General features: G+C 72.0%; 12 protein-coding genes. 9 read left to right on the top strand and 3 right to left on the bottom strand.

Annotated features, from left to right (window positions below):
- The first annotated feature begins 40 nt into the window (after positions 1 to 40).
- The gene (locus AB5J73_RS25740) at positions 41 to 823 is read left to right on the top strand and encodes a hypothetical protein (RefSeq protein ID WP_370961241.1); all 783 of its coding nucleotides are present in this window, start codon (positions 41 to 43) and stop codon (positions 821 to 823) included.
- Here AB5J73_RS25740 and AB5J73_RS25745 read toward each other — a convergent pair.
- The 3 genes from AB5J73_RS25745 to AB5J73_RS25755 are packed head-to-tail and all read right to left on the bottom strand — an operon-like array spanning position 801 to position 4,122.
- Positions 801 to 2,264 carry an amino acid permease gene (locus AB5J73_RS25745; RefSeq protein ID WP_370961242.1) on the bottom strand — a complete coding sequence of 488 codons (1,464 nt, stop codon included), beginning with the start codon at positions 2,262 to 2,264 and terminating at the stop codon, positions 801 to 803. The genes AB5J73_RS25740 and AB5J73_RS25745 overlap by 23 nt on opposite strands.
- A 17-nt stretch (positions 2,265 to 2,281) precedes the next feature.
- Entirely contained in the window at positions 2,282 to 2,956 is a 675-nt protein-coding gene (locus AB5J73_RS25750) for a response regulator (protein ID WP_370961243.1), read from the bottom strand.
- Positions 2,953 to 4,122 carry a sensor histidine kinase gene (locus AB5J73_RS25755; protein WP_370961244.1) on the bottom strand — a complete coding sequence of 390 codons (1,170 nt, stop codon included), beginning with the start codon at positions 4,120 to 4,122 and terminating at the stop codon, positions 2,953 to 2,955. Before AB5J73_RS25755 ends, AB5J73_RS25750 begins: the two co-directional genes overlap by 4 nt.
- Positions 4,123 to 4,231: 109 nt before the next feature.
- Here AB5J73_RS25755 and AB5J73_RS25760 point away from each other — a divergent pair, with 109 nt between their 5' ends.
- The 8 genes from AB5J73_RS25760 to AB5J73_RS25795 all read left to right on the top strand — a co-directional run bounded on the left by AB5J73_RS25760 (position 4,232) and on the right by AB5J73_RS25795 (position 18,181).
- Complete coding sequence (locus tag AB5J73_RS25760; RefSeq protein ID WP_370961245.1) at positions 4,232 to 4,807, top strand: hypothetical protein; 576 nt, start codon at positions 4,232 to 4,234, stop codon at positions 4,805 to 4,807.
- Positions 4,804 to 5,004, top strand: coding sequence for a hypothetical protein (locus AB5J73_RS25765; protein ID WP_370961246.1), 201 nt, complete (start codon positions 4,804 to 4,806; stop codon positions 5,002 to 5,004). Before AB5J73_RS25760 ends, AB5J73_RS25765 begins: the two co-directional genes overlap by 4 nt.
- A 575-nt stretch (positions 5,005 to 5,579) precedes the next feature.
- The gene (gene malQ, locus AB5J73_RS25770; protein WP_370961247.1) at positions 5,580 to 7,559 is read left to right on the top strand and encodes a 4-alpha-glucanotransferase; all 1,980 of its coding nucleotides are present in this window, start codon (positions 5,580 to 5,582) and stop codon (positions 7,557 to 7,559) included.
- Positions 7,560 to 7,635: 76 nt separating this feature from the next.
- Positions 7,636 to 9,762 (top strand): glycogen debranching protein GlgX, encoded by a 2,127-nt coding sequence (gene glgX / locus AB5J73_RS25775; protein ID WP_370961248.1) that lies wholly within the window; start codon positions 7,636 to 7,638, stop codon positions 9,760 to 9,762.
- On the top strand, positions 9,759 to 12,023 hold the full coding sequence (gene treY, locus AB5J73_RS25780) for a malto-oligosyltrehalose synthase (protein ID WP_370961249.1): 2,265 nt from the start codon (positions 9,759 to 9,761) through the stop codon (positions 12,021 to 12,023). The genes glgX (AB5J73_RS25775) and treY overlap by 4 nt, the downstream gene beginning before the upstream one ends.
- On the top strand, positions 12,020 to 13,732 hold the full coding sequence (gene treZ, locus AB5J73_RS25785; protein ID WP_370961250.1) for a malto-oligosyltrehalose trehalohydrolase: 1,713 nt from the start codon (positions 12,020 to 12,022) through the stop codon (positions 13,730 to 13,732). Before treY ends, treZ begins: the two co-directional genes overlap by 4 nt.
- A 50-nt stretch (positions 13,733 to 13,782) precedes the next feature.
- Positions 13,783 to 15,930 (top strand): glycogen debranching protein GlgX, encoded by a 2,148-nt coding sequence (gene glgX, locus AB5J73_RS25790; RefSeq protein WP_370961251.1) that lies wholly within the window; start codon positions 13,783 to 13,785, stop codon positions 15,928 to 15,930.
- Positions 15,931 to 16,198: 268 nt separating this feature from the next.
- Complete coding sequence (locus AB5J73_RS25795) at positions 16,199 to 18,181, top strand: maltotransferase domain-containing protein (RefSeq protein ID WP_370961252.1); 1,983 nt, start codon at positions 16,199 to 16,201, stop codon at positions 18,179 to 18,181.
- Positions 18,182 to 18,218 lie beyond the last annotated feature (37 nt).

Here is an 18,218-nt window from a genome sequence, read left to right on the forward strand (position 1 = left end):
TGATGACCCCACGGAACGCGAGAAGCCACTGAGGGGACCGATGTCTTCGGGGATCGACGGCGGGCAGCTCGACCTGTCCGGGGTGCGCTGGCTGCCGGGCGGGGCCCGGCTGGCCGCGGTGGCCCAGGCGGAGCTGCCTCAGAAGGACGGCCTCGCCGCGGCGTTCTGCGGCCTCGCGGCGCTGCGGGCGGCCGGGCTCGACGTGCCCGACCAGGACACCGTCGCGGCGGCCGCGGCCACCGTCCGCGGGCCGGTCGTGCGCCCGCCGGGCGAGCCGGGCCGGGCCGGGTTCCGGTTGCCGCTGCCGGTCGTCGACGACCCGGCCGCCGCCGGAACGCGGGTTTCCGGGCTGGCGTCGGCCGTCGCCTCGCTGTCGCACGGCGCCCTCGCGGCGGTACCGGTGACGGGCACGTGGACCACCGAGTCGCTCTTCGACCTGCTGGTCGGGCTGTGGGACGTCCCGCGCGTCGCGGTGATCGCCCGCATCGACGGCGCCGAACTCGGCGCCCACGACACCCCGGAACGCGCGCTCCTCGACTACCTCGACACCGGCGTCCCGCCCCTCTGGACGTCGCGCTGGCGCCCGCCCGGCGGCCACTTCGCGCTCCTGGCGGGGATCCGCATCGGCGCCGAAGGCACCTTGCTGTCCGTTGTGGACACTTATCCGTCGTTGGGCGACAACGGGATCCACGACCAGCCGGTCGAGTGGGTGACCGCGGCGCTGACCGGGCTCGGCGTCCTCGTGGTCGTGGACGCCGAGCAGGCCGACATCGTGCGCGAAGCGGCTCGCGTTGCCGGACTCAGTCCGTCTGCTTGGGACTGACCGGGGTCTTGGTGGCGAAGCGGGAGTGCCGCCGGCCGTAGGCGGAGTAGATCACCAGGCCGATCGCCAGCCACGCGGCGAAGCGGATCCACGTCAGCACGTTGAGGTTGAGCATCAGGTACAGGCACGCCAGCGCGGCCAGGATCGGGACCACCGGCGAGAACGGCACGGAGAACGGCCGGTCCAGGTCGGGACGGCGGCGCCGCAGCACCGGGACCGCCACCGCCACGATGATCATCGCCGACAGCGCGCCGATGCTCACCATGTCGGCCAGCTCGGAGATCGGGATGAACGCGGCCAGCAGGGCGATCAGCACCGCGCCGCCGATCGTCATCCGGTGCGGGGTACCCCAGCGCGAGTGCGCCGTGCCGAGCGCCTTCGGCAGCAGGCCGTCGCGGCCCATGGCGAACCCGATCCGCCCGATCGTCACCAGGTCGACCATCATCACCGACGTCAGGCCGGTCACCGCGCCGAGCGAGATCAGCGCGCCCACCCAGTGCTGGCCGACCCGGTCGAACGCGTCCGCCAGCGGCGCGCCCGTGTCGATGTCGGTGAACGGGATCATGCCGGTCAGCACGATCGACACACCGATGTAGAGCAGCGCGCACACGCCGAGCGCGCCGAGGATGCCGACCCGGAGGTCCTTGCGCGGGTTCAGCGTCTCCTCGCCGAGGTTCGCGAGGGCTTCGAAACCGGTGTAGGCGAAGAACACGACCGCCGCGGCGGTGACCATGCCGGCGATGCCGTACACCGACTGTTCGAGACCCAGCGCGGCCTGGACGATGGGTTGTTCGAGCACCGTCGTCCCGGACTCGGGCGCCTGGGCCGGCGGGATGAACGGCGTCAGGTTGGCACCCTTGACGAAGAACAGGCCGACCGCGAGCACCAGCACGCAGACGGCGACCTTCACGCACACCAGCAGGTTGGTCAGCCAGGCCGACTCCTTGATGCCCAGCACGGCGACGACGGTCAGCACGGCGATGATGAGCACGGCGCCGACGTTGACCTTCGCGTCTTCGCCGAACCACTCCGGCGACAGCCCGAGCAGGTTCGCCAGGTAGCCCGACCACCCGCGCGACACCACGGCGGCGCCGAGCGCGAACTCCAGCAGCAGGTCCCAGCCGATGATCCAGGCGAACACCTCCCCGAGGGTCGCGAAGGCGTAGGTGTAAGCGCTTCCCGCCGTCGGGACGCTGGACGCGAGCTCGGCGTAACACAGCGCCGCGAGCCCGGCGACGACCGCACCGAGCACGAACGACAGCGTCACGGCCGGCCCGGCGTGCGTCTTCGCCTCGACGCCCGCGAGGGTGAAGATGCCGGTGCCGATGATGATCCCGACGCCGAACCCGACCAGGTCGCGCCCGCGCAGTCGCCGCTTGAGCTCACCGGAGTCCTGGCGGGCCAGGACCTCGTCCACGTTCAACGTTCTCCGCACACCCATGAGGAGAAGTTAGAAGGTCACGGGGGTTTCCGCAGATCGGCGATGGTCAGCCCGTTTTCCTGCGCGAGGATCGCCGCGTGCACGCGGGAGCGCAGGCCGAGCTTGCCCAGCACGCGCGAGACGTGCGTCTTGACCGTGGTCTCGCCGATGTACAGCCGGGTGCCGATCTGGTAGTTCGACAGTCCCTCGCCGAGGCAGGCGAGCACCTCGCGCTCGCGCTCGGTGAGGTTGCCGAGGCCATCGGGCGCCGTCGCCGGTGCCGGGCTTCGGGTGGACTCGGCGAAGGCGGAGATCAACCTCCGCGTTATCTGCGGTGCCAGCACGCCCTCCCCGGCCGCGACGAGCTTCACGGCCTCGATCAGCCGCGGTGCCTCGACGGACTTGAGCAGGAACCCGGCGGCACCCGCCCGCAGCGCCTCGTCCACGTATTCTTCGAGGTCGAACGTGGTGAGCACGAGGACCTGCGTGAGCCCCTCGGCGACCAGCTGGCGGGTGGCGGTGATGCCGTCGGTGCCCGGCATCTGCACGTCCATCAACGTGACGTCCGGACGGAGGGCGCGGGCCTGCCGGACGGCGGAGGCGCCGTCGGCGGCTTCACCGACGACTTCGATGCCCTCGGCGTGGTTGAGGATCATGCTGAGGCCGAACCGGACGGCGTCGTGGTCGTCGGCGATGAGGACGGTGACGGTCATCGGGGATCGCTCACCGGCAGTTCCGCGCGGACCAGCCAGCCTTCGCCCGCCGGACCGGCGGTGAGCTTGCCACCCACGGCGTCGGCTCGTTCGCGCATGTTCAGCAGACCGGTCCCGGCGCTGCCGCCGTCTTGCGGGTGGTGGATGTCGTTGCGGACTTCGACCGCGAGGACGCCGTCGAGGAAGCAGACGTCGACGTCGACTTTCCCGCCCGGGGCGTGCTTGACCGCGTTGGTCAGTGCCTCCTGCGCGATCCGGTACGCGGTCAGGTCGACCGCCGCCGGCAGTGGTACCTCCTTGTCCACAGTGGACCCCAGGTGAACCTCCAGACCGCTGGCCCGCGCCGATTCGACCAGCTTGGCCAGCTCCGCCAGCCGGGCGGGCGCGGTCGTTTCCGCGTGCCCGCCGTCGGCCTTGAGCAACCCGATCATCGCGCGCATTTCCTCCAGGGCGCTCACACTGTTTTCCCGTACCGACTCCAGCACCGTCCTGGCCAGCTGCGGGTCCGGCAGCGAGAGTGCCGCTTCCGACTGGATCGCGATGGCCGAGAGGTGGCCGGCGATCACGTCGTGCAGGTCGCGCGCCATCCGCCCGCGCTCGGCCGCGACCGCCGCCCGCCGGTCCAGGTCCGCGATCTTCACCAGCTGCGCCGCGTTGGCCCGCTCGGTCTCGGCGATGTCGCGCTGCTGCCGGACGTTCGCGGCCCACCACACCGGCGTGACGACGAACGGCAGCACGGTCACCGCGGCCAGCACGGCCGTGCGCCACTCCTGCGCGAGCACCAGTACCGCGGCGAGCACGCCCACCACCGACAGCGCGGCGACGCCGATCATCACCCGGCTGGTGCGCCGGGAGCCGTACAGCGTCGCCGCGTACAGGAAGTCGGTGTAGATGATCAGGACCGGCAGTGACACGCCGAGCCGGATGTCCACCGCGAGCACCACCGTCGCCAGGAGCAGCGCGCCGGGGACCCACCGGCGCAGGAGCTCCAGCCCGCACAGCGCGGTCAGCTCCAGCAGCCTTACCCACAGGGGAGCGTGGTCGTACCCCGCCAGCAGCCGGTGGATCCCGGCCGCGTACACGCCGAAGCCGACCGCCCACGTGGTGAGGGCGATCAGGGCGTCCTGCTGCCACACCGGCAGCGAGCGAAGGCGAGGGAACTGCATGTGATCATCCCAGCACATCGCGTGCCGGGTGCGCGTCCTACGAAGTGATGACGCCCGGTCCTCCCTTCCGACGACGCGCCGGAGCCGCCGGGTGGGCGAGCGTGGAGGGGTGAACGGAATTGGGGAGTTCTTCGCGGAGAACCCGATGGCGGCCGTGATCGCGGCCGGCGAGATCGGGTTCTGGGTGGTCATCGCGGCCGGGCTGGTCGTGCGGTACGTGCTGCGGGCGCGCCGGGCGTCGGCGGTGCTGCTGGCGATGGTGCCGCTGATCGACGTGGTCGTGCTGGCGGCGACGGTCGTCGACCTGGCCGGCGGGGGGAAGGCCACCTTCACCCACGGCCTCGCGGCGGTGTACCTGGGGTTCAGCGTCGTGTTCGGGCCGAGCATGGTCCGCTGGGCCGACGAGCGCTTCGCGCACCGGTTCGCCGGCGGGCCGCCACCACCGCCGAAGCGGCGGGGGCGGGAGAAACTGCGCCACGAGTGGCGCGAGTTCTTCAAGTGCCTGCTGGCCTGCGGGCTCGCGGCGGTGGCGCTGCTGGCGGCGATCTTCGCGATCGGCACACCGGAACAGGTCGCGCCGTTGTGGGGGTGGTTCCCGCGGCTCGGCACGGTGACGGTGATCTGGCTGGTCACCGGCCCGGTCTGGGAGGAGCTGTTCGGGAAGCGCGAGGAGGTGCGGTCGTGATCGAGCTGCTGGGGATCCTGCTGGTGGTCCAGGGAGCGGGCGGGTTGCTGAACCGGCTGCTCGGGGCGGGCTCGCCGAGCTGGTTCGTCCAGCTGCACCTGCTGCCGCCTTCGCTGCACGTGGTGGCGAGCGTGGTGATGGTGCTCGGTGGGGCGGTGGTGCTGTTCGCGATCCGGGCGAGGAAAGGGCGGGGATGAGGGGGAGGCATCGGTGAGTGGGTGGGGATGGTGAGCGCGGCCGGGGAAGGGAGGGGCTCGGAATGTGCTGGTGAGTGCGGGCTGGTGGGAGTGAGGGGTGCGGCGGGAATGGAGGGCTGGTGCGGCTGAGGGGTTCGCGGGCAGGAGGGTGACTAGAGGGCGACGACGCCGAGGGCTGGCGACTGCTGGCTGGAGGGCGCGGTGCGTAGGGCAGCGCGGGCAAGGAGGCTGGCCCGGGCGGTGTCTGGTGCCGGAGCGGCTGGGCCGCCGGGTTGCCGGAATAGCGTGCTGCCGGGTTGCCGGGCTGCCGGAATGGCGTGCCGCCGGACTGCCGGGATGGAGGGATGGCGGGATGGCGTGCCGCCGGGTTGCCGGGCTGCCGGGCTGGTGTGCCGCCGGGCGGTCGGGTTCGCCGGGGACCAGGAGCGGCCGGCCGCCGGGGTGGCCTGCCGCCGCGGTCCTCCGGTCACCGGGGACGCCGCGCCGGGGCCGGCCGCAGTGGCGCCGGGAGTGCCGGGGCGCCCGCCGTCCTCAACCGGTCGCCGGGGTGACGTCCGTCCGTGTGGATGGCGGGAATGGCCGGGCACCGGAATGCTGGGGCCGTGCCCGAAGAGATCCCCGCCCGACGTGTCCTGCAGGAGCTTGCCGATCGGTATGGCGTTGCCACCCGGTACGAGAACGCCGACCAGGTTTGGGTCGAGGTGGACGATGATGTCGTCGTCGCCGTTCTCGGGCAGTTCGGGGTGGACGCGACCAGCGACGATGCCATCGCCGAGGCCCTGACCGCCGTGACGGGCGGCGGTGCGCTGCCGCCGACGATCGTGGTCAAGGAGGGCGCCGGCCGGCCGTTGCCCGGGGATGCCGAGGTCGTGCTGGAGGACGGGACGCGTCGCCGGGTGACCGGGGAGCTGCCCGGGGATCTGCCGCTCGGCTGGCACCGGGTGGTGACCGCCGAGCAGGACGTCGTGCTCGCTGTCGTGCCCGCGAAGCTGCCGGTCGTGCCACCCGCGTGGGGCTGGATGCTGCAGCTCTACTCGCTGCACTCGGCCGGGTCGTGGGGGATCGGGGACTACGCCGATCTCGCCACCTTCGCGGCGCGGTCGGCGGCCGAGCTGGATGCCGGGGTGCTGCTCGTCAACCCCGTGCAGGCGATCAGTCCGGCGCACCCCGTGGAGCGGTCGCCGTACTCGCCCGCGAGCCGGCGGTTCGCCAATCCCGTCTACCTGCGCGTCACGGCCACCGAGACCTTCGCGCAGGCGGACGCGGCGACGCGGGAGGCCGTCGAGTCGCTGGCGCCGGACCGGGAAGGCGACCTGATCGACTACGACGCCGTCTGGACGGCGAAGCGGGCCGCGCTCGAACTGCTGTGGCCGCACCACGTCGAAGACGTGCCCGAGGACCGGGACCTGCGGGAGTTCGGTCTCTTCTGCGCGCTCGCCGAACTGCACGGCGCCGACTGGCGGGACTGGCCGGCGGGCCTGCGGGATCCGGCCGGAGCCGAGGTCGCCGAAGCCCGTGAAGCGCGCGGGGACCGCGTCGCCTTCCACGGCTGGCTGCAGCACCTCTGCCGGGTGCAGCTGGAAGCTGCGCGAACGGCGGCCCGGGACGCCGGGATGACCGTCGGGATCGTGCACGACCTGCCGGTCGGGGTGCACCCGGGCGGGGCCGACACCTGGGCGGTGCGGGACGTCTTCGCCGCCGACGTGCGGGTGGGGGCGCCGCCGGACGCGTTCAACCAGCAGGGGCAGGACTGGAACCTGCCGCCGTGGCGGCCGGACAAGCTGGCCGAGGCCGGGTACGCGCCCTTCCGGGACGTCATCCGGGGTGTGCTCCGGTACGCCGACGGCATCCGCGTCGACCACATCGCCGGGCTCTGGCGGCTGTGGTGGATCCCGCCGGGCGAGCCCGCGCACCGCGGCACGTACGTGCACTACGACGCCGAGGCGATGGTCGGCGTGCTCGCGCTCGAGGCGCACCGGGCGGGTGCCGTCGTCGTGGGGGAGGACCTGGGGACCGTCGAGGACGTCGTCACCGAAACCATGCACGAGCGGGGGATGCTCAGCTCCGCCGTCCTGTGGTTCGAACGCGACTGGGACGCGCCGGGCAAGCCGTTCACCTCGCCCGAGAGCTGGGACCCGGACGCGATGGCCAGCATCTCCACGCACGACCTGCCGACGGTCTCGGGCTGGCTGCGGAGCGAGCACGTCCGGGTGCGCGCCGAGCTGGGGCTGCTGGACCGCGGGGTCGAGGCCGAGGAAAAATCCGCCGCGGCCGAGCGGGAAGCCCTGCTGGATCTTGTTGCGCGGGAAGGGATTCCGGACGGGGACCCGGTCGTCGCGCTGCACACCCTGCTCGCGAAAGCCGCGTCGCGGCTGGTGCTGACGTCGCCGGCCGACGTCGCGGGCCAGGTGCGGCAGCCGAATCTGCCCGGAACCGTCGACCAGTACCCTAACTGGCGGATTCGCCTTCCCGTCAGCGTCGACGGCTTCTTCACCGCGAAGGGGGTCCGCGCCGCGGTCGCACCGCTGGCGGCGGCCCGCCCGTTGCCCGGGTAACGGGTTCTTCGCGGCGCACGACTCACGTCCGTCGACACGGACGACACCGGCACGACCCAAGCTCGAGGAGACCCCAGTGCGGCCCTGGCCAGGAACGCCCTACCCGCTCGGCGCCACCTACGACGGAGTCGGGACGAACTTCGCCCTGTTCTCCGAGGTGGCCGAGCGGGTCGAACTGTGCCTGTTCGACGCCGAGGGCGAGGAGACGCGCCACGTGCTCGAAGAGGTGGACGGGTTCGTCCACCACGGTTACCTGCTCAACGTCGGGCCCGGGCAGCGGTACGGGTTCCGGGTGCACGGCCCGTACGACCCGAAGCGCGGCCTGCGCTGCAACCCGAACAAGCTGCTCATCGACCCGTACGCGAAGGCCGTCTCGCACGGCGTGAAGTGGGACGAGTCGCTGTTCGGCTACCAGTTCGACAACCCGGACGAGCGCAACGACGACGACTCCGCCGGGCGGGTGCCGTACTCGCTGGTCGCGAACCCGTTCTTCGACTGGGGCAACGACCGGCAGCCGAAGCGGCCGTACAACGAGACGGTCATCTACGAGGCGCACGTCAAGGGCATGACCGTGAACCACCCGTTCGTGCCCGAGCCGCTGCGGGGCACGTACGCCGGTCTCGCGCACCCCGCGGTCGTCGAGCACCTGCAGAAGCTCGGCATCACCGCCGTGGAGCTGCTGCCGGTGCACCAGTTCGTCTCCGACCACGGGCTGGAGGAGAAGGGCCTCACGAACTACTGGGGCTACAACACGATCGGGTACTTCGCGCCGCACGACGCGTACGCGGCGATGCCCGGCGAAGGCGGCCAGGTCCAGGAGTTCAAGGGCATGGTGAAGGCCTTCCACGAGGCCGGCATCGAAGTCATCCTGGACGTGGTTTACAACCACACCGCGGAGGGCAACCACCTCGGGCCGACCCTGTCGATGCGCGGCATCGACAACGAGGCCTACTACCGCCTGGTGGAGGGGGAGCCCGAGTACTACATGGACTACACCGGCACCGGGAACTCGCTGAACGTGCGCAACCCGCACACCCTGCAGCTGATCATGGACTCGCTGCGGTACTGGGTCACCGAAATGCACGTCGACGGCTTCCGCTTCGACCTCGCCTCGGCGCTGGCGCGCGAGTTCTACGACGTCGACCGGCTGTCCACGTTCTTCGACCTGGTGCAGCAGGACCCGATCGTGAGCCAGGTGAAGCTGATCGCCGAGCCGTGGGACGTCGGGCCCGGTGGGTACCAGGTCGGCAACTTCCCGCCGCTGTGGACGGAGTGGAACGGGCAGTTCCGCGACACCGTCCGCGACTTCTGGCGCGGCGAGCCCTCGACGCTGGGGGAGTTCGCCTCGCGCATCACCGGCTCGTCGGACCTCTACCAGGACGACGGCCGCCGACCGTTCGCGTCGATCAACTTCGTCACCGCGCACGACGGCTTCACGCTGCGGGACCTGGTGTCCTACAACGAAAAGCACAACGAGGCCAACGGCGAGGACGGGCGGGACGGGGCCGACGACAACCGGTCGTGGAACTGCGGGGTCGAGGGCGAGACCGACGACTCCGAGGTCCTCGAGCTGCGGGCCCGCCAGCAGCGGAACATGCTGGCCACGATGCTGCTGTCGCAGGGCGTCCCGATGATCCTGCACGGCGACGAGTTCGGCCGGACCCAGCAGGGCAACAACAACGTCTACTGCCAGGACTCCGCACTGTCCTGGATGGACTGGGAGCTGGCCAAGGACAACGCGGACCTGGTCAAGTTCACCGGCGGGCTGGGCGCGTTCCGGCACCGGCACCCGGTGTTCCGCCGCCGCCGGTTCTTCCAGGGCGGGCCGGTCGGCAAGGGCGACAAGCTCGGCGACATCGCCTGGTTCACCCCGGCCGGCGAGGAGATGACCGAGCAGAACTGGGACGACGGCTTCGGCAAGGCGGTCGTCGTCTTCCTCAACGGCAAGGCGATCCCGGACCTCGACCAGCGCGGCATGAAGGTCGAGGACGACTCGTTCCTGCTCGCCTTCAACGCCCACTACGAAGACATCGACGCCAAGCTGCCGGGCAACGGGTACGGGGAGCGCTGGACCGTCGTCGTCGACACCGCGACCGGCGAGGTGGAGCCCGCCGGCGCGGAGCCGATCGAAGGCGGCGGCCAGCTCACCCTCCCGGCCCGGTCCCTGATCGTGCTGCAGCGGACGGAGACGGAGCCCGAATGACGGTGCCGGAGTCGACCTACCGGGTGCAGCTGCGCCCGGAGTTCACCTTCACCGACGCGGCCGGCCTCGCCGGCTACCTGCGTGACCTCGGCATCGGCGCGCTCTACGCGTCGCCGGTGCTGGACGCGACGCCCGGGTCGACGCACGGCTACGACGTCGTCGACCCGACGCGCGCGCGGCCGGAGCTGGGCGGCGAGGACGCCCGTCGCGAGCTGAGCGCGAAGCTGAAGGAAGCCGGGCTCGGCCTGGTCGTCGACATCGTGCCGAACCACATGTCGGTCGAGGTCCCGAAGGCGAACCGGTTCTGGTGGGACGTGCTCGAACACGGCCGCGACTCCCGGTACGCCGCCTTCTTCGACGTCGACTGGGCGCGCGGGCCGATCCTGCTGCCGGTCCTCGGGGACGACGACGCCGTCGCGGACCTGTCGGTCGAGGACGGCGAGCTCGCCTACTACGACCATCGCTTCCCGATCGCGCCCGGCACGGGAGGCGGGACGCCGCAAGAGGTCCACGAGCGCCAGCACTACCGCCTGATCGGCTGGCGCCGCGGCAACGCGGAGCTGACCTACCGCCGGTTCTTCGACATCACGAACCTGGCCGCCGTGCGCGTCGAGGACCCGACGGTGTTCGCCGAGACGCACGGCGAAGTGCTGCGCTGGGTCGCCGACGGCGACGTCACCGGCCTGCGCGTCGACCACCCGGACGGGCTCGCCGATCCCGGCGGCTACTTCCGGCGGCTGCGGGAGAACGCCCCGGGCGCGTGGATCGTGGCGGAGAAGATCCTGCACCCGGGCGAGCCGCTGCCGCAGAGCTGGCCGGTCGACGGCACCACCGGTTACGACGCGCTGCGCGAGATCGCCGGCGTCTTCGTGGATCCGGCGGGCGAGCCCGGCTTCACCGAGCTGGCGAACGAGCTGGGCGTGAAGACCGGCTACCACCGCGTCGAGGCCGAGGCGCGGCGCCTGGTCACCGACCGCATCCTGGTCGCCGAGGTCCGGCGGATCGCGGCGCTGCTGCGGGACGTCGACGCCGAGCAGGCCCGGCAGGCGGTGGCCGAGACCATGATCGCCTTCCCGGTCTACCGCTCCTACCTCCCCGAAGGCGCGGCGCACTGGGCCGCCGCGATCGCCGGGGCGCGCCAGGCCCGGCCCGACCTCGCCGGCGCGCTCGAGGCCCTCGACGCGCAGGTCCGCGCCGAGCCCGAAGGCGAGCTGGCCACCCGGATCCAGCAGACGTCCGGCATGGTCGTGGCCAAGGGCACCGAGGACACGACGTTCTACCGCTACACCCGCTTCGCCGCGCTCAACGAGGTCGGCGGCAACCCGGACCGCTTCGGGCTCGACGTCGAGGAGTTCCACCGGCTGGCGGCCGAGCGCGAAGCCGGCCACCCGGCCGCGATGACGACGCTGACCACGCACGACACCAAGCGCTCCGAGGACACCCGCGCCCGGATGGCGGTGCTCGCCGAAGTGCCGGGCGAGTTCGCCGACGCGGTCCGGCGGTGGACCGCGAGCCACGGGATCGACGAGCCGTCGCTCAACCTGCTCGCCTGGCAGACGCTCGTCTCCACCTGGCCGATCGAGCCGGCCCGGCTGCGGGACTACCTGGACAAGGCGGCCAAGGAGGCCAAGCTCCGGACCAGCTGGACCGACCACGACGAGGCTTTCGAGGAAGCCGTCGCCGCCTGGCCCGACGCCGTCGTCGACGACCCCGACGTGGCCGCGTTCGTCGCGCGGATCGAGCGGCCGGGCTGGAGCAACTCGCTCGGCCAGAAGCTCGTCCAGCTGACCGCGCCCGGGGTCCCGGACGTCTACCAGGGCACCGAGCTGTGGGACTTCTCGCTGGTCGACCCGGACAACCGCCGCCCGGTCGACTACGCGGTCCGCCGCGAGCTGCTCGCGCGGATCGCCGACGGCGAGCTGCCGGAGATCGACGCGTCGGGCGCGGCGAAGCTGCTGGTGGTGCACAAGGCGCTGAAGCTGCGCCAGGAGCACCCCGCGTTGTTCCACGGCTACCGGCCGCTGCGCGCCGAGGGCGTCGCGGCGGAACACTGCCTGGCCTACACCCGCAGCGCCGGCCTGGCCGTCGCGGTCACCCGGCTGCCGGTCGGTCTCGAAGCCGCCGGTGGCTGGCGCGACACCGTGCTCCCGCTGCCGGACGGCGTCTGGACCGACGTCCTCACCGGCCGCGACGCCACGCCGGACGTGGCCACCCTGTTCGACCGCTACCCCGTCGCGTTGCTGGTGCGAGGAGACGCATGAGGTTCAGCCTGTGGGCCCCGGCCGCCGAGCGGGTCCGGGTGTCCGTCGACGCCGAGGTGCACGAGATGACCGCGGGCGAGGGCGGCTGGTGGCACGCCGACGCCGACGGGATCAACTACGGCTTCCTGCTCGACGACGACGAGAAGCGGCTGCCCGACCCGCGGTCGCGGTGGCAGCCGCACGGCGTCCACGCCGAGTCGCGCGTGTACGACCACGCCGAGTTCGAGTGGACCGACGACGCCTGGCACGGCCGCCAGCTGCCCGGCGCCGTCCTCTACGAGCTGCACGTCGGCACGTTCACCGAGGGCGGCACCTTCGACGCGGCCATCGACCGGCTCGACCACCTCGTCGACCTCGGGATCACGCACGTCGAACTGCTGCCGGTGAACTCCTTCGACGGCACCGCCGGCTGGGGCTACGACGGCGTCCTCTGGGGCGCGGTCCACGAGCCCTACGGCGGCCCGGACGGGTTCAAGCGGTTCGTCGACGCGGCCCACGCGCGCGGTCTTGCCGTCGTGCTCGACGTCGTCTACAACCACCTCGGGCCCTCCGGCGCCTACCTCGACCGGTTCGGCCCGTACTTCGCCGGCCAGAACGACTGGGGCCCCGGCCTCAACCTCGACGGCGCCGGCTCCGACGAGGTCCGCCGGTACGTGCTCGACAACGCGCTGAGCTGGTTCCGCGACTTCCACGTCGACGCGCTGCGCCTGGACGCCGTTCACGCGCTCCTCGACCGGCGGGCCGTCCACCTGCTCGAACAGCTCGCCACCGAGGTCGAGGCGCTGTCGGCGGCGCTGAACCGGCCGCTGACCCTGATCGCCGAGTCCGACCTCAACGACCCGAAGCTCGTGACGCCCCGCGAGCGCGGCGGGTACGGCCTGCACGCCCAGTGGTCGGACGACTTCCACCACGCGCTGCACGTCAAGCTGACCGGCGAGACGACGGGCTACTACGCCGACTTCGCCGCGCCGGACGCGCTCGAGCGGGTCCTGCGCGAGGTGTTCTTCCACGCGGGCACCTGGTCGTCCTTCCGGGAGCGGACCCACGGCCGGCCGGTCGACACGCGGACCGTGCCCGGGCACCGTTTCCTCGGCTACCTGCAGAACCACGACCAGATCGGCAACCGCGCGACCGGCGACCGGCTCTCGGCGACGGTCCCGGTGAACCGGCTGGGCTGCGGCGCGGCGATCCTGTTCTGCTCGCCGTTCACGCCGATGGTGTTCATGGGGGAGGAGTGGGCGGCGAGCACGCCGTGGCAGTTCTTCGCCTCCTTCCCGGAACCCGAGCTGGCCGAGGCCGTCCGCACGGGCCGCCGTCGCGAGTTCTCCCGGCACGGCTGGGGCGAATCGGACGTACCGGACCCGATGGACGCGGCCACCGTGGACCGCTCGCGGCTCGACTGGGCCGAAGTGGAGCGGCCCGCGCACCGCGAGGTGCTGGAGCTGTACCGCGCGCTGATCAAGCTGCGTCGCGAGCACCCCGAGCTGGCCGACCCGCGGATCGACGGCCTGCGCGTCGACAGCTCGCCCGACGGCTCCTGGCTGGTGCTGCACCGCGGCTCGCTCCGGCTGGCGGTCAACTTCGGTCCCGGGCCGGTCACGCTCCCGCTCGGGGCGACCTCCGCCCTGCTCGCCTGGGGCGGGGCCGAGGCCGACGGTGGGGCGGCCCAGCTGCCGCCGGACGGTTTCGTTCTGGTCGAAACCCGATAACCGGATCGCACATCGCGCGCGAAGGGGCCGGTATCTGGGACGATTCAGGAATGGCCACACGACCCTCCGCCGACCACGTCCTCGCCGGCCGCCCCTTTCCGCTCGGTGCCCACCCCGAGGCGGGCGGCGTGCGGTTCGCGATCACGTCCGCCGTCGCGGACGCCGTCGAGCTGTGCCTGATCGACGCCGACGGGTCGGAACGCCGGATCGCGCTCACCGAGCGCACCTTCGGCGTCTGGCACGGCCTGGTGCCCGGCGTGACGCCGGGGCAGCGCTACGGCTACCGGATCCACGGCCCCTACGACCCCGCCCGCGGCCTGCGGTGCAACCCGCACAAGCTGCTGGTCGACCCGTACGCGCGGCAGATCACCGGCGGGCTGACCGACCTGACCGCGGCCCAGGGCTTCACCGGTGACCCCGAACGCGGGCCGATGTCCACTGTGGACTCCCGGGGCAGCGTGCCGCTGTCGGTGGTCAGCTCGCCGGGCGGGCCGGACACCGGGGTCAAGCCGGAGGTGCCGTTCGAGGAGGCGGTCGTCTACGAGCTGCACGTCAAGGGGTTCACCCAGCGGCACCCGTTCATCCCGGAGGCGCTGCGCGGCACCTACCTCGGCCTGGCCCACCCGGTCGCGATCGAGTACCTGACCCGGCTCGGCGTCACGTCGGTGGAGCTGCTGCCGGTGCACTCGTTCCTCGACGAGCCGTCCCTGGTCCGCGCCGGCCGGCACAACTACTGGGGCTACTCGCCGCTCGGCTTCTTCGCCCCGCACGCCGCCTACGCCAGCGAGCCCGGCCACGAGGTCGAGGAGTTCCGGCTGATGGTGGCCGCCCTGCACGCGGCGGGCATCGAAGTGATCCTCGACGTCGTGTTCAACCACACCTGCGAGGGCGGGCCGGACGGGCCGACGCTGAGCTTCCGCGGGCTCAACGCGCCGGTCTACTACCTGCACACCGATCGCGGGCACATGGCCGACATCACCGGCTGCGGCAACACCCTGGAGGCGGGCTCGCCGACCGTCGTGCGGCTGGTGACCGACTCGCTGCGGTACTGGACGCAGGAGATGGGCGTCGACGGCTTCCGGTTCGACCTCGCCAGCACGCTCGGGCGGCCCCGCGGCGGCGCGTTCGACCCGGCCTCGACGCTGCTCACCGCGATCACCGCCGACCCGGTGCTGTCCCGGTGCAAGCTCATCGCCGAGCCGTGGGACGCCACCGGCGAGGGCTACCGCGTCGGCGGCTTCGGCGCCCAGTGGGCGGAATGGAACGGCCGCTACCGCGACACCGTCCGCGACTTCTGGCGCGGCGCGACCGGCGTCCGCGACCTCGCCTACCGGCTGTCCGGTTCGTCGGACCTGTACGACCACAACCTGCGCCGGCCGTGGCAGTCGATCAACTTCGTCACCGCGCACGACGGCTTCACGCTGCGGGACCTGGTGTCCTACAACGAAAAGCACAACGAGGCCAACGGCGAGGACAACCGCGACGGCGGCAACGACAACCGCTCGTGGAACCACGGCGCCGAGGGGGAGACGACCGACCCGGCGATCCGCGCGCTGCGCACCCGGCAGGCCCGGAACATGTTCGCCACGCTGCTGCTGTCCACCGGCACCCCGATGCTCACCATGGGCGACGAGTTCTGGCGGACCCAGCACGGCAACAACAACGCGTACTGCCTCGACGGCGAAACGTCCTGGCTGGACTGGACGCCGGACGACCCCGAGGCCGAGGCCATGCTCGCGTTCGCCCGCCGGGTGGTGCGGCTGCGCGCGAACAGCCCGGCGCTGCGGCAGCCGGAGTTCTTCGAAGGCCGGACCACCCCGACCGGCAAGCCCGACCTGGTCTGGTTCCGCCCGGACGGCGAGGAGTTCGGCGAGAACGACTGGTTCGAGGACCGCCACACGCTCGGCATGTGGATCGACGGCTCGAACAGCCAGGCCCGCAACCGCGAGGGCGCGCTGGTACCCGACCACTCGTGGCTGCTGTGGCTGCACGCGGGCGACGCGCCGGGCGAGGTCGTCCTGCCGGGCCGTGAGTACGGCGAGACGTTCAAGCCGACGCTCGACACGAGCACCGCGGACGGCAGCCCGGCCAACCCGGGCGCGCTGGAGGCCAAGAGCCGGGTGACGCTGCAGTCGCGGTCGCTGCTGTTGCTGCGGGCCCCGCGGCTGGCGGCGGAACCGCAGCCGGAGAGCTACTGACCGGTACCCGCGGCGGCGGGGCGCGCGAATCGTCCATTCGGGTAAGGCTGCGCACCGTTGGGGTCCGCGTGTCGCCCCGCCGCGGCCCGCGCCCCGCCGCCGCGCGTCCGTAACGTGCCGGACATCCGCCGGAAATTCCTTGCTGGAACAGCGTTTCGCTTCGCTGTCGCTGGGTACACCAGAAAAGTGCCCTGCCTCGTAGGCGCTTGATCGTGTCAGGCAGACTGTCGTCGCCTGCGTCCAACCGACACACCGAGGGGCGTTGCCCATGACCGGCCGGCTCGGCATCGACGACGTCTCCCCCAGCGTGAGCTGCGGCCGATATCCGGCCAAAGCCGTTGTGGGGGAACACATCCCGGTCACCGCGACCGTCTGGCGGGAAGGCCACGACGCCGTCGCCGCCACCGTCGCGTGGCGGGGGCCGGGCGACCGGCTGACGCGCCAGACGCGGATGGTGCCGCGGGGACCCGATCACCCCGACGAGTTCGCCGCGGTGATCGTGCCCGACACCACCGGGCCGTGGACCTTCCGCATCGACGCCTGGAGCGACCCCTGGGCGACGTGGGAGCACGCCGTCGAGGTGAAGGTCGCCGCCGGGCAGGGACCCGAGGACCTCGCCAACGACATCGAGAACGGCGCCCGGCTGCTGGAGCGCGTCTCCCGCCGTCCCGACCGCCGCGCCGAGAAAGCGCTTCTGACCGGCGCGGTGACGGCCCTGCGCGACGAAGCGCGGAGCCTCGCCGAGCGCGTCGGGCCCGCGCTGTCGCCCGAAATCCGCCAGCTCATGCGCGAATTCCCGGTGCGCGAACTGATCACCAAGGGCAAGCCGCTCAAGCTCTGGGTCGACCGGCGCCGCGCCGCGTACGGCTCCTGGTACGAGCTCTTCCCGCGCTCCACCGGCGGGCTCGACGCCGAGGGCAAGCCGGTGCACGGCACCTTCACCACCGCGGCGGCCGCGCTCGACCGGGTCGCGAAGATGGGCTTCGACGTCGTCTACCTGCCGCCGATCCACCCGATCGGCCGCGTGAACCGCAAGGGCCCCAACAACACCCTCGACGCCAAGCCCGAAGACGTCGGCTCGCCGTGGGCCATCGGCGCCGATGAGGGCGGGCACGACTCGATCCACCCGGACCTCGGCACCTTTGACGACTTCGACGCCTTCGTGGCCCGCTCCGAAGAGCTCGGCATGGAGGTGGCGCTCGACTTCGCGCTGCAGGCCGCGCCCGACCACCCGTGGGTCCTGAAGAACCCGGAGTTCTTCACCACCCGCCCGGACGGCTCGATCGCCTACGCGGAGAACCCGCCGAAGAAGTACCAGGACATCTACCCGATCAACTTCGACAACGACCCCAAGGCCGTCTACGAGGAGATGCTCCGCGTCATCACGGTCTGGGTCGAGCACGGGGTCAAGATCTTCCGGGTCGACAACCCGCACACCAAGCCGCCGGACTTCTGGGCGTGGCTGATCCAGTCGGTGAAGGACGCCCACCCCGACGTGCTGTTCCTGGCCGAGGCGTTCACCCGCCCGGCGCGGCTGTGGGGCCTGGCCCGGCTCGGCTTCACCCAGAGCTACACGTACTTCACCTGGCGGACCGGCAAGCAGGAGCTGATCGACTTCGCCGTCGACCTGCGCGACCACTGGAACGAAGGCCGCCCGAACCTGTTCGTCAACACCCCGGACATCCTCCACGAGTCGCTGCAGCGCGGCGGCCCGGGCATGTTCGCGCTGCGGGCCGCGCTCGCGGCGACGATCTCGCCGACGTGGGGCGTCTACTCCGGCTACGAGCTGTTCGAGCACGTCCCGGTCCGCGACGGCAGCGAGGAGTACCTCGACTCCGAGAAGTACCAGCTGCGGCCGCGCGACTTCGAGCGCGCGCTCGCCGAAGGGCGCTCGCTGGAGCCGTGGCTGGCGAAGCTGAACGCCGTCCGCCGCGCGCACCCGGCACTGCAGCAGATGCGCACCCTGCACTTCCACCACGTCGACAACGACGCACTGCTGGCCTACTCCAAACAGGACCCGGCCACCGGCGACACCGTGGTCACGGTCGTCACCCTCGACCCGTACGCGCCCCAGGAGGGCACGCTCTGGCTCGACACCGGGGCGCTCGGGTTCGAGGCCCACGAGCGGCTGATCGCGCACGACGAGGTCACCGGCGACACCTGGGACTGGGGGCCGGCGAACTACGTCCGGCTCGAGCCGTGGCGGGCCGTGGCCCACGTGGTGTCGGTCCGGCGGCGGCTGGCCGGTTAGCAGGGAAGGAAGAACGAATCGAGGACTGAGGTGGAAC

The organism is Amycolatopsis sp. cg9 (assembly GCF_041346945.1).
Lineage (GTDB): Bacteria > Actinomycetota > Actinomycetes > Mycobacteriales > Pseudonocardiaceae > Amycolatopsis.

What these genes read in the sequence shown, in the direction of transcription:
- treZ (WP_370961250.1), top strand. Translation starts at nt 12,020, where the DNA reads ATGAGGTTCAGCCTGTGGGCCCCGGCCGCCGAGCGGGTCCGGGTGTCC.
- malQ (WP_370961247.1), top strand. Translation starts at nt 5,580, where the DNA reads ATGGCCGGGCACCGGAATGCTGGGGCCGTGCCCGAAGAGATCCCCGCC.
- AB5J73_RS25740 (WP_370961241.1), top strand. Translation starts at nt 41, where the DNA reads ATGTCTTCGGGGATCGACGGCGGGCAGCTCGACCTGTCCGGGGTGCGC.
- AB5J73_RS25795 (WP_370961252.1), top strand. Translation starts at nt 16,199, where the DNA reads ATGACCGGCCGGCTCGGCATCGACGACGTCTCCCCCAGCGTGAGCTGC.
- AB5J73_RS25755 (WP_370961244.1), bottom strand. Translation starts at nt 4,122, where the DNA reads ATGCAGTTCCCTCGCCTTCGCTCGCTGCCGGTGTGGCAGCAGGACGCC.
- AB5J73_RS25745 (WP_370961242.1), bottom strand. Translation starts at nt 2,264, where the DNA reads ATGGGTGTGCGGAGAACGTTGAACGTGGACGAGGTCCTGGCCCGCCAG.
- AB5J73_RS25750 (WP_370961243.1), bottom strand. Translation starts at nt 2,956, where the DNA reads ATGACCGTCACCGTCCTCATCGCCGACGACCACGACGCCGTCCGGTTC.
- glgX (WP_370961251.1), top strand. Translation starts at nt 13,783, where the DNA reads ATGGCCACACGACCCTCCGCCGACCACGTCCTCGCCGGCCGCCCCTTT.
- treY (WP_370961249.1), top strand. Translation starts at nt 9,759, where the DNA reads ATGACGGTGCCGGAGTCGACCTACCGGGTGCAGCTGCGCCCGGAGTTC.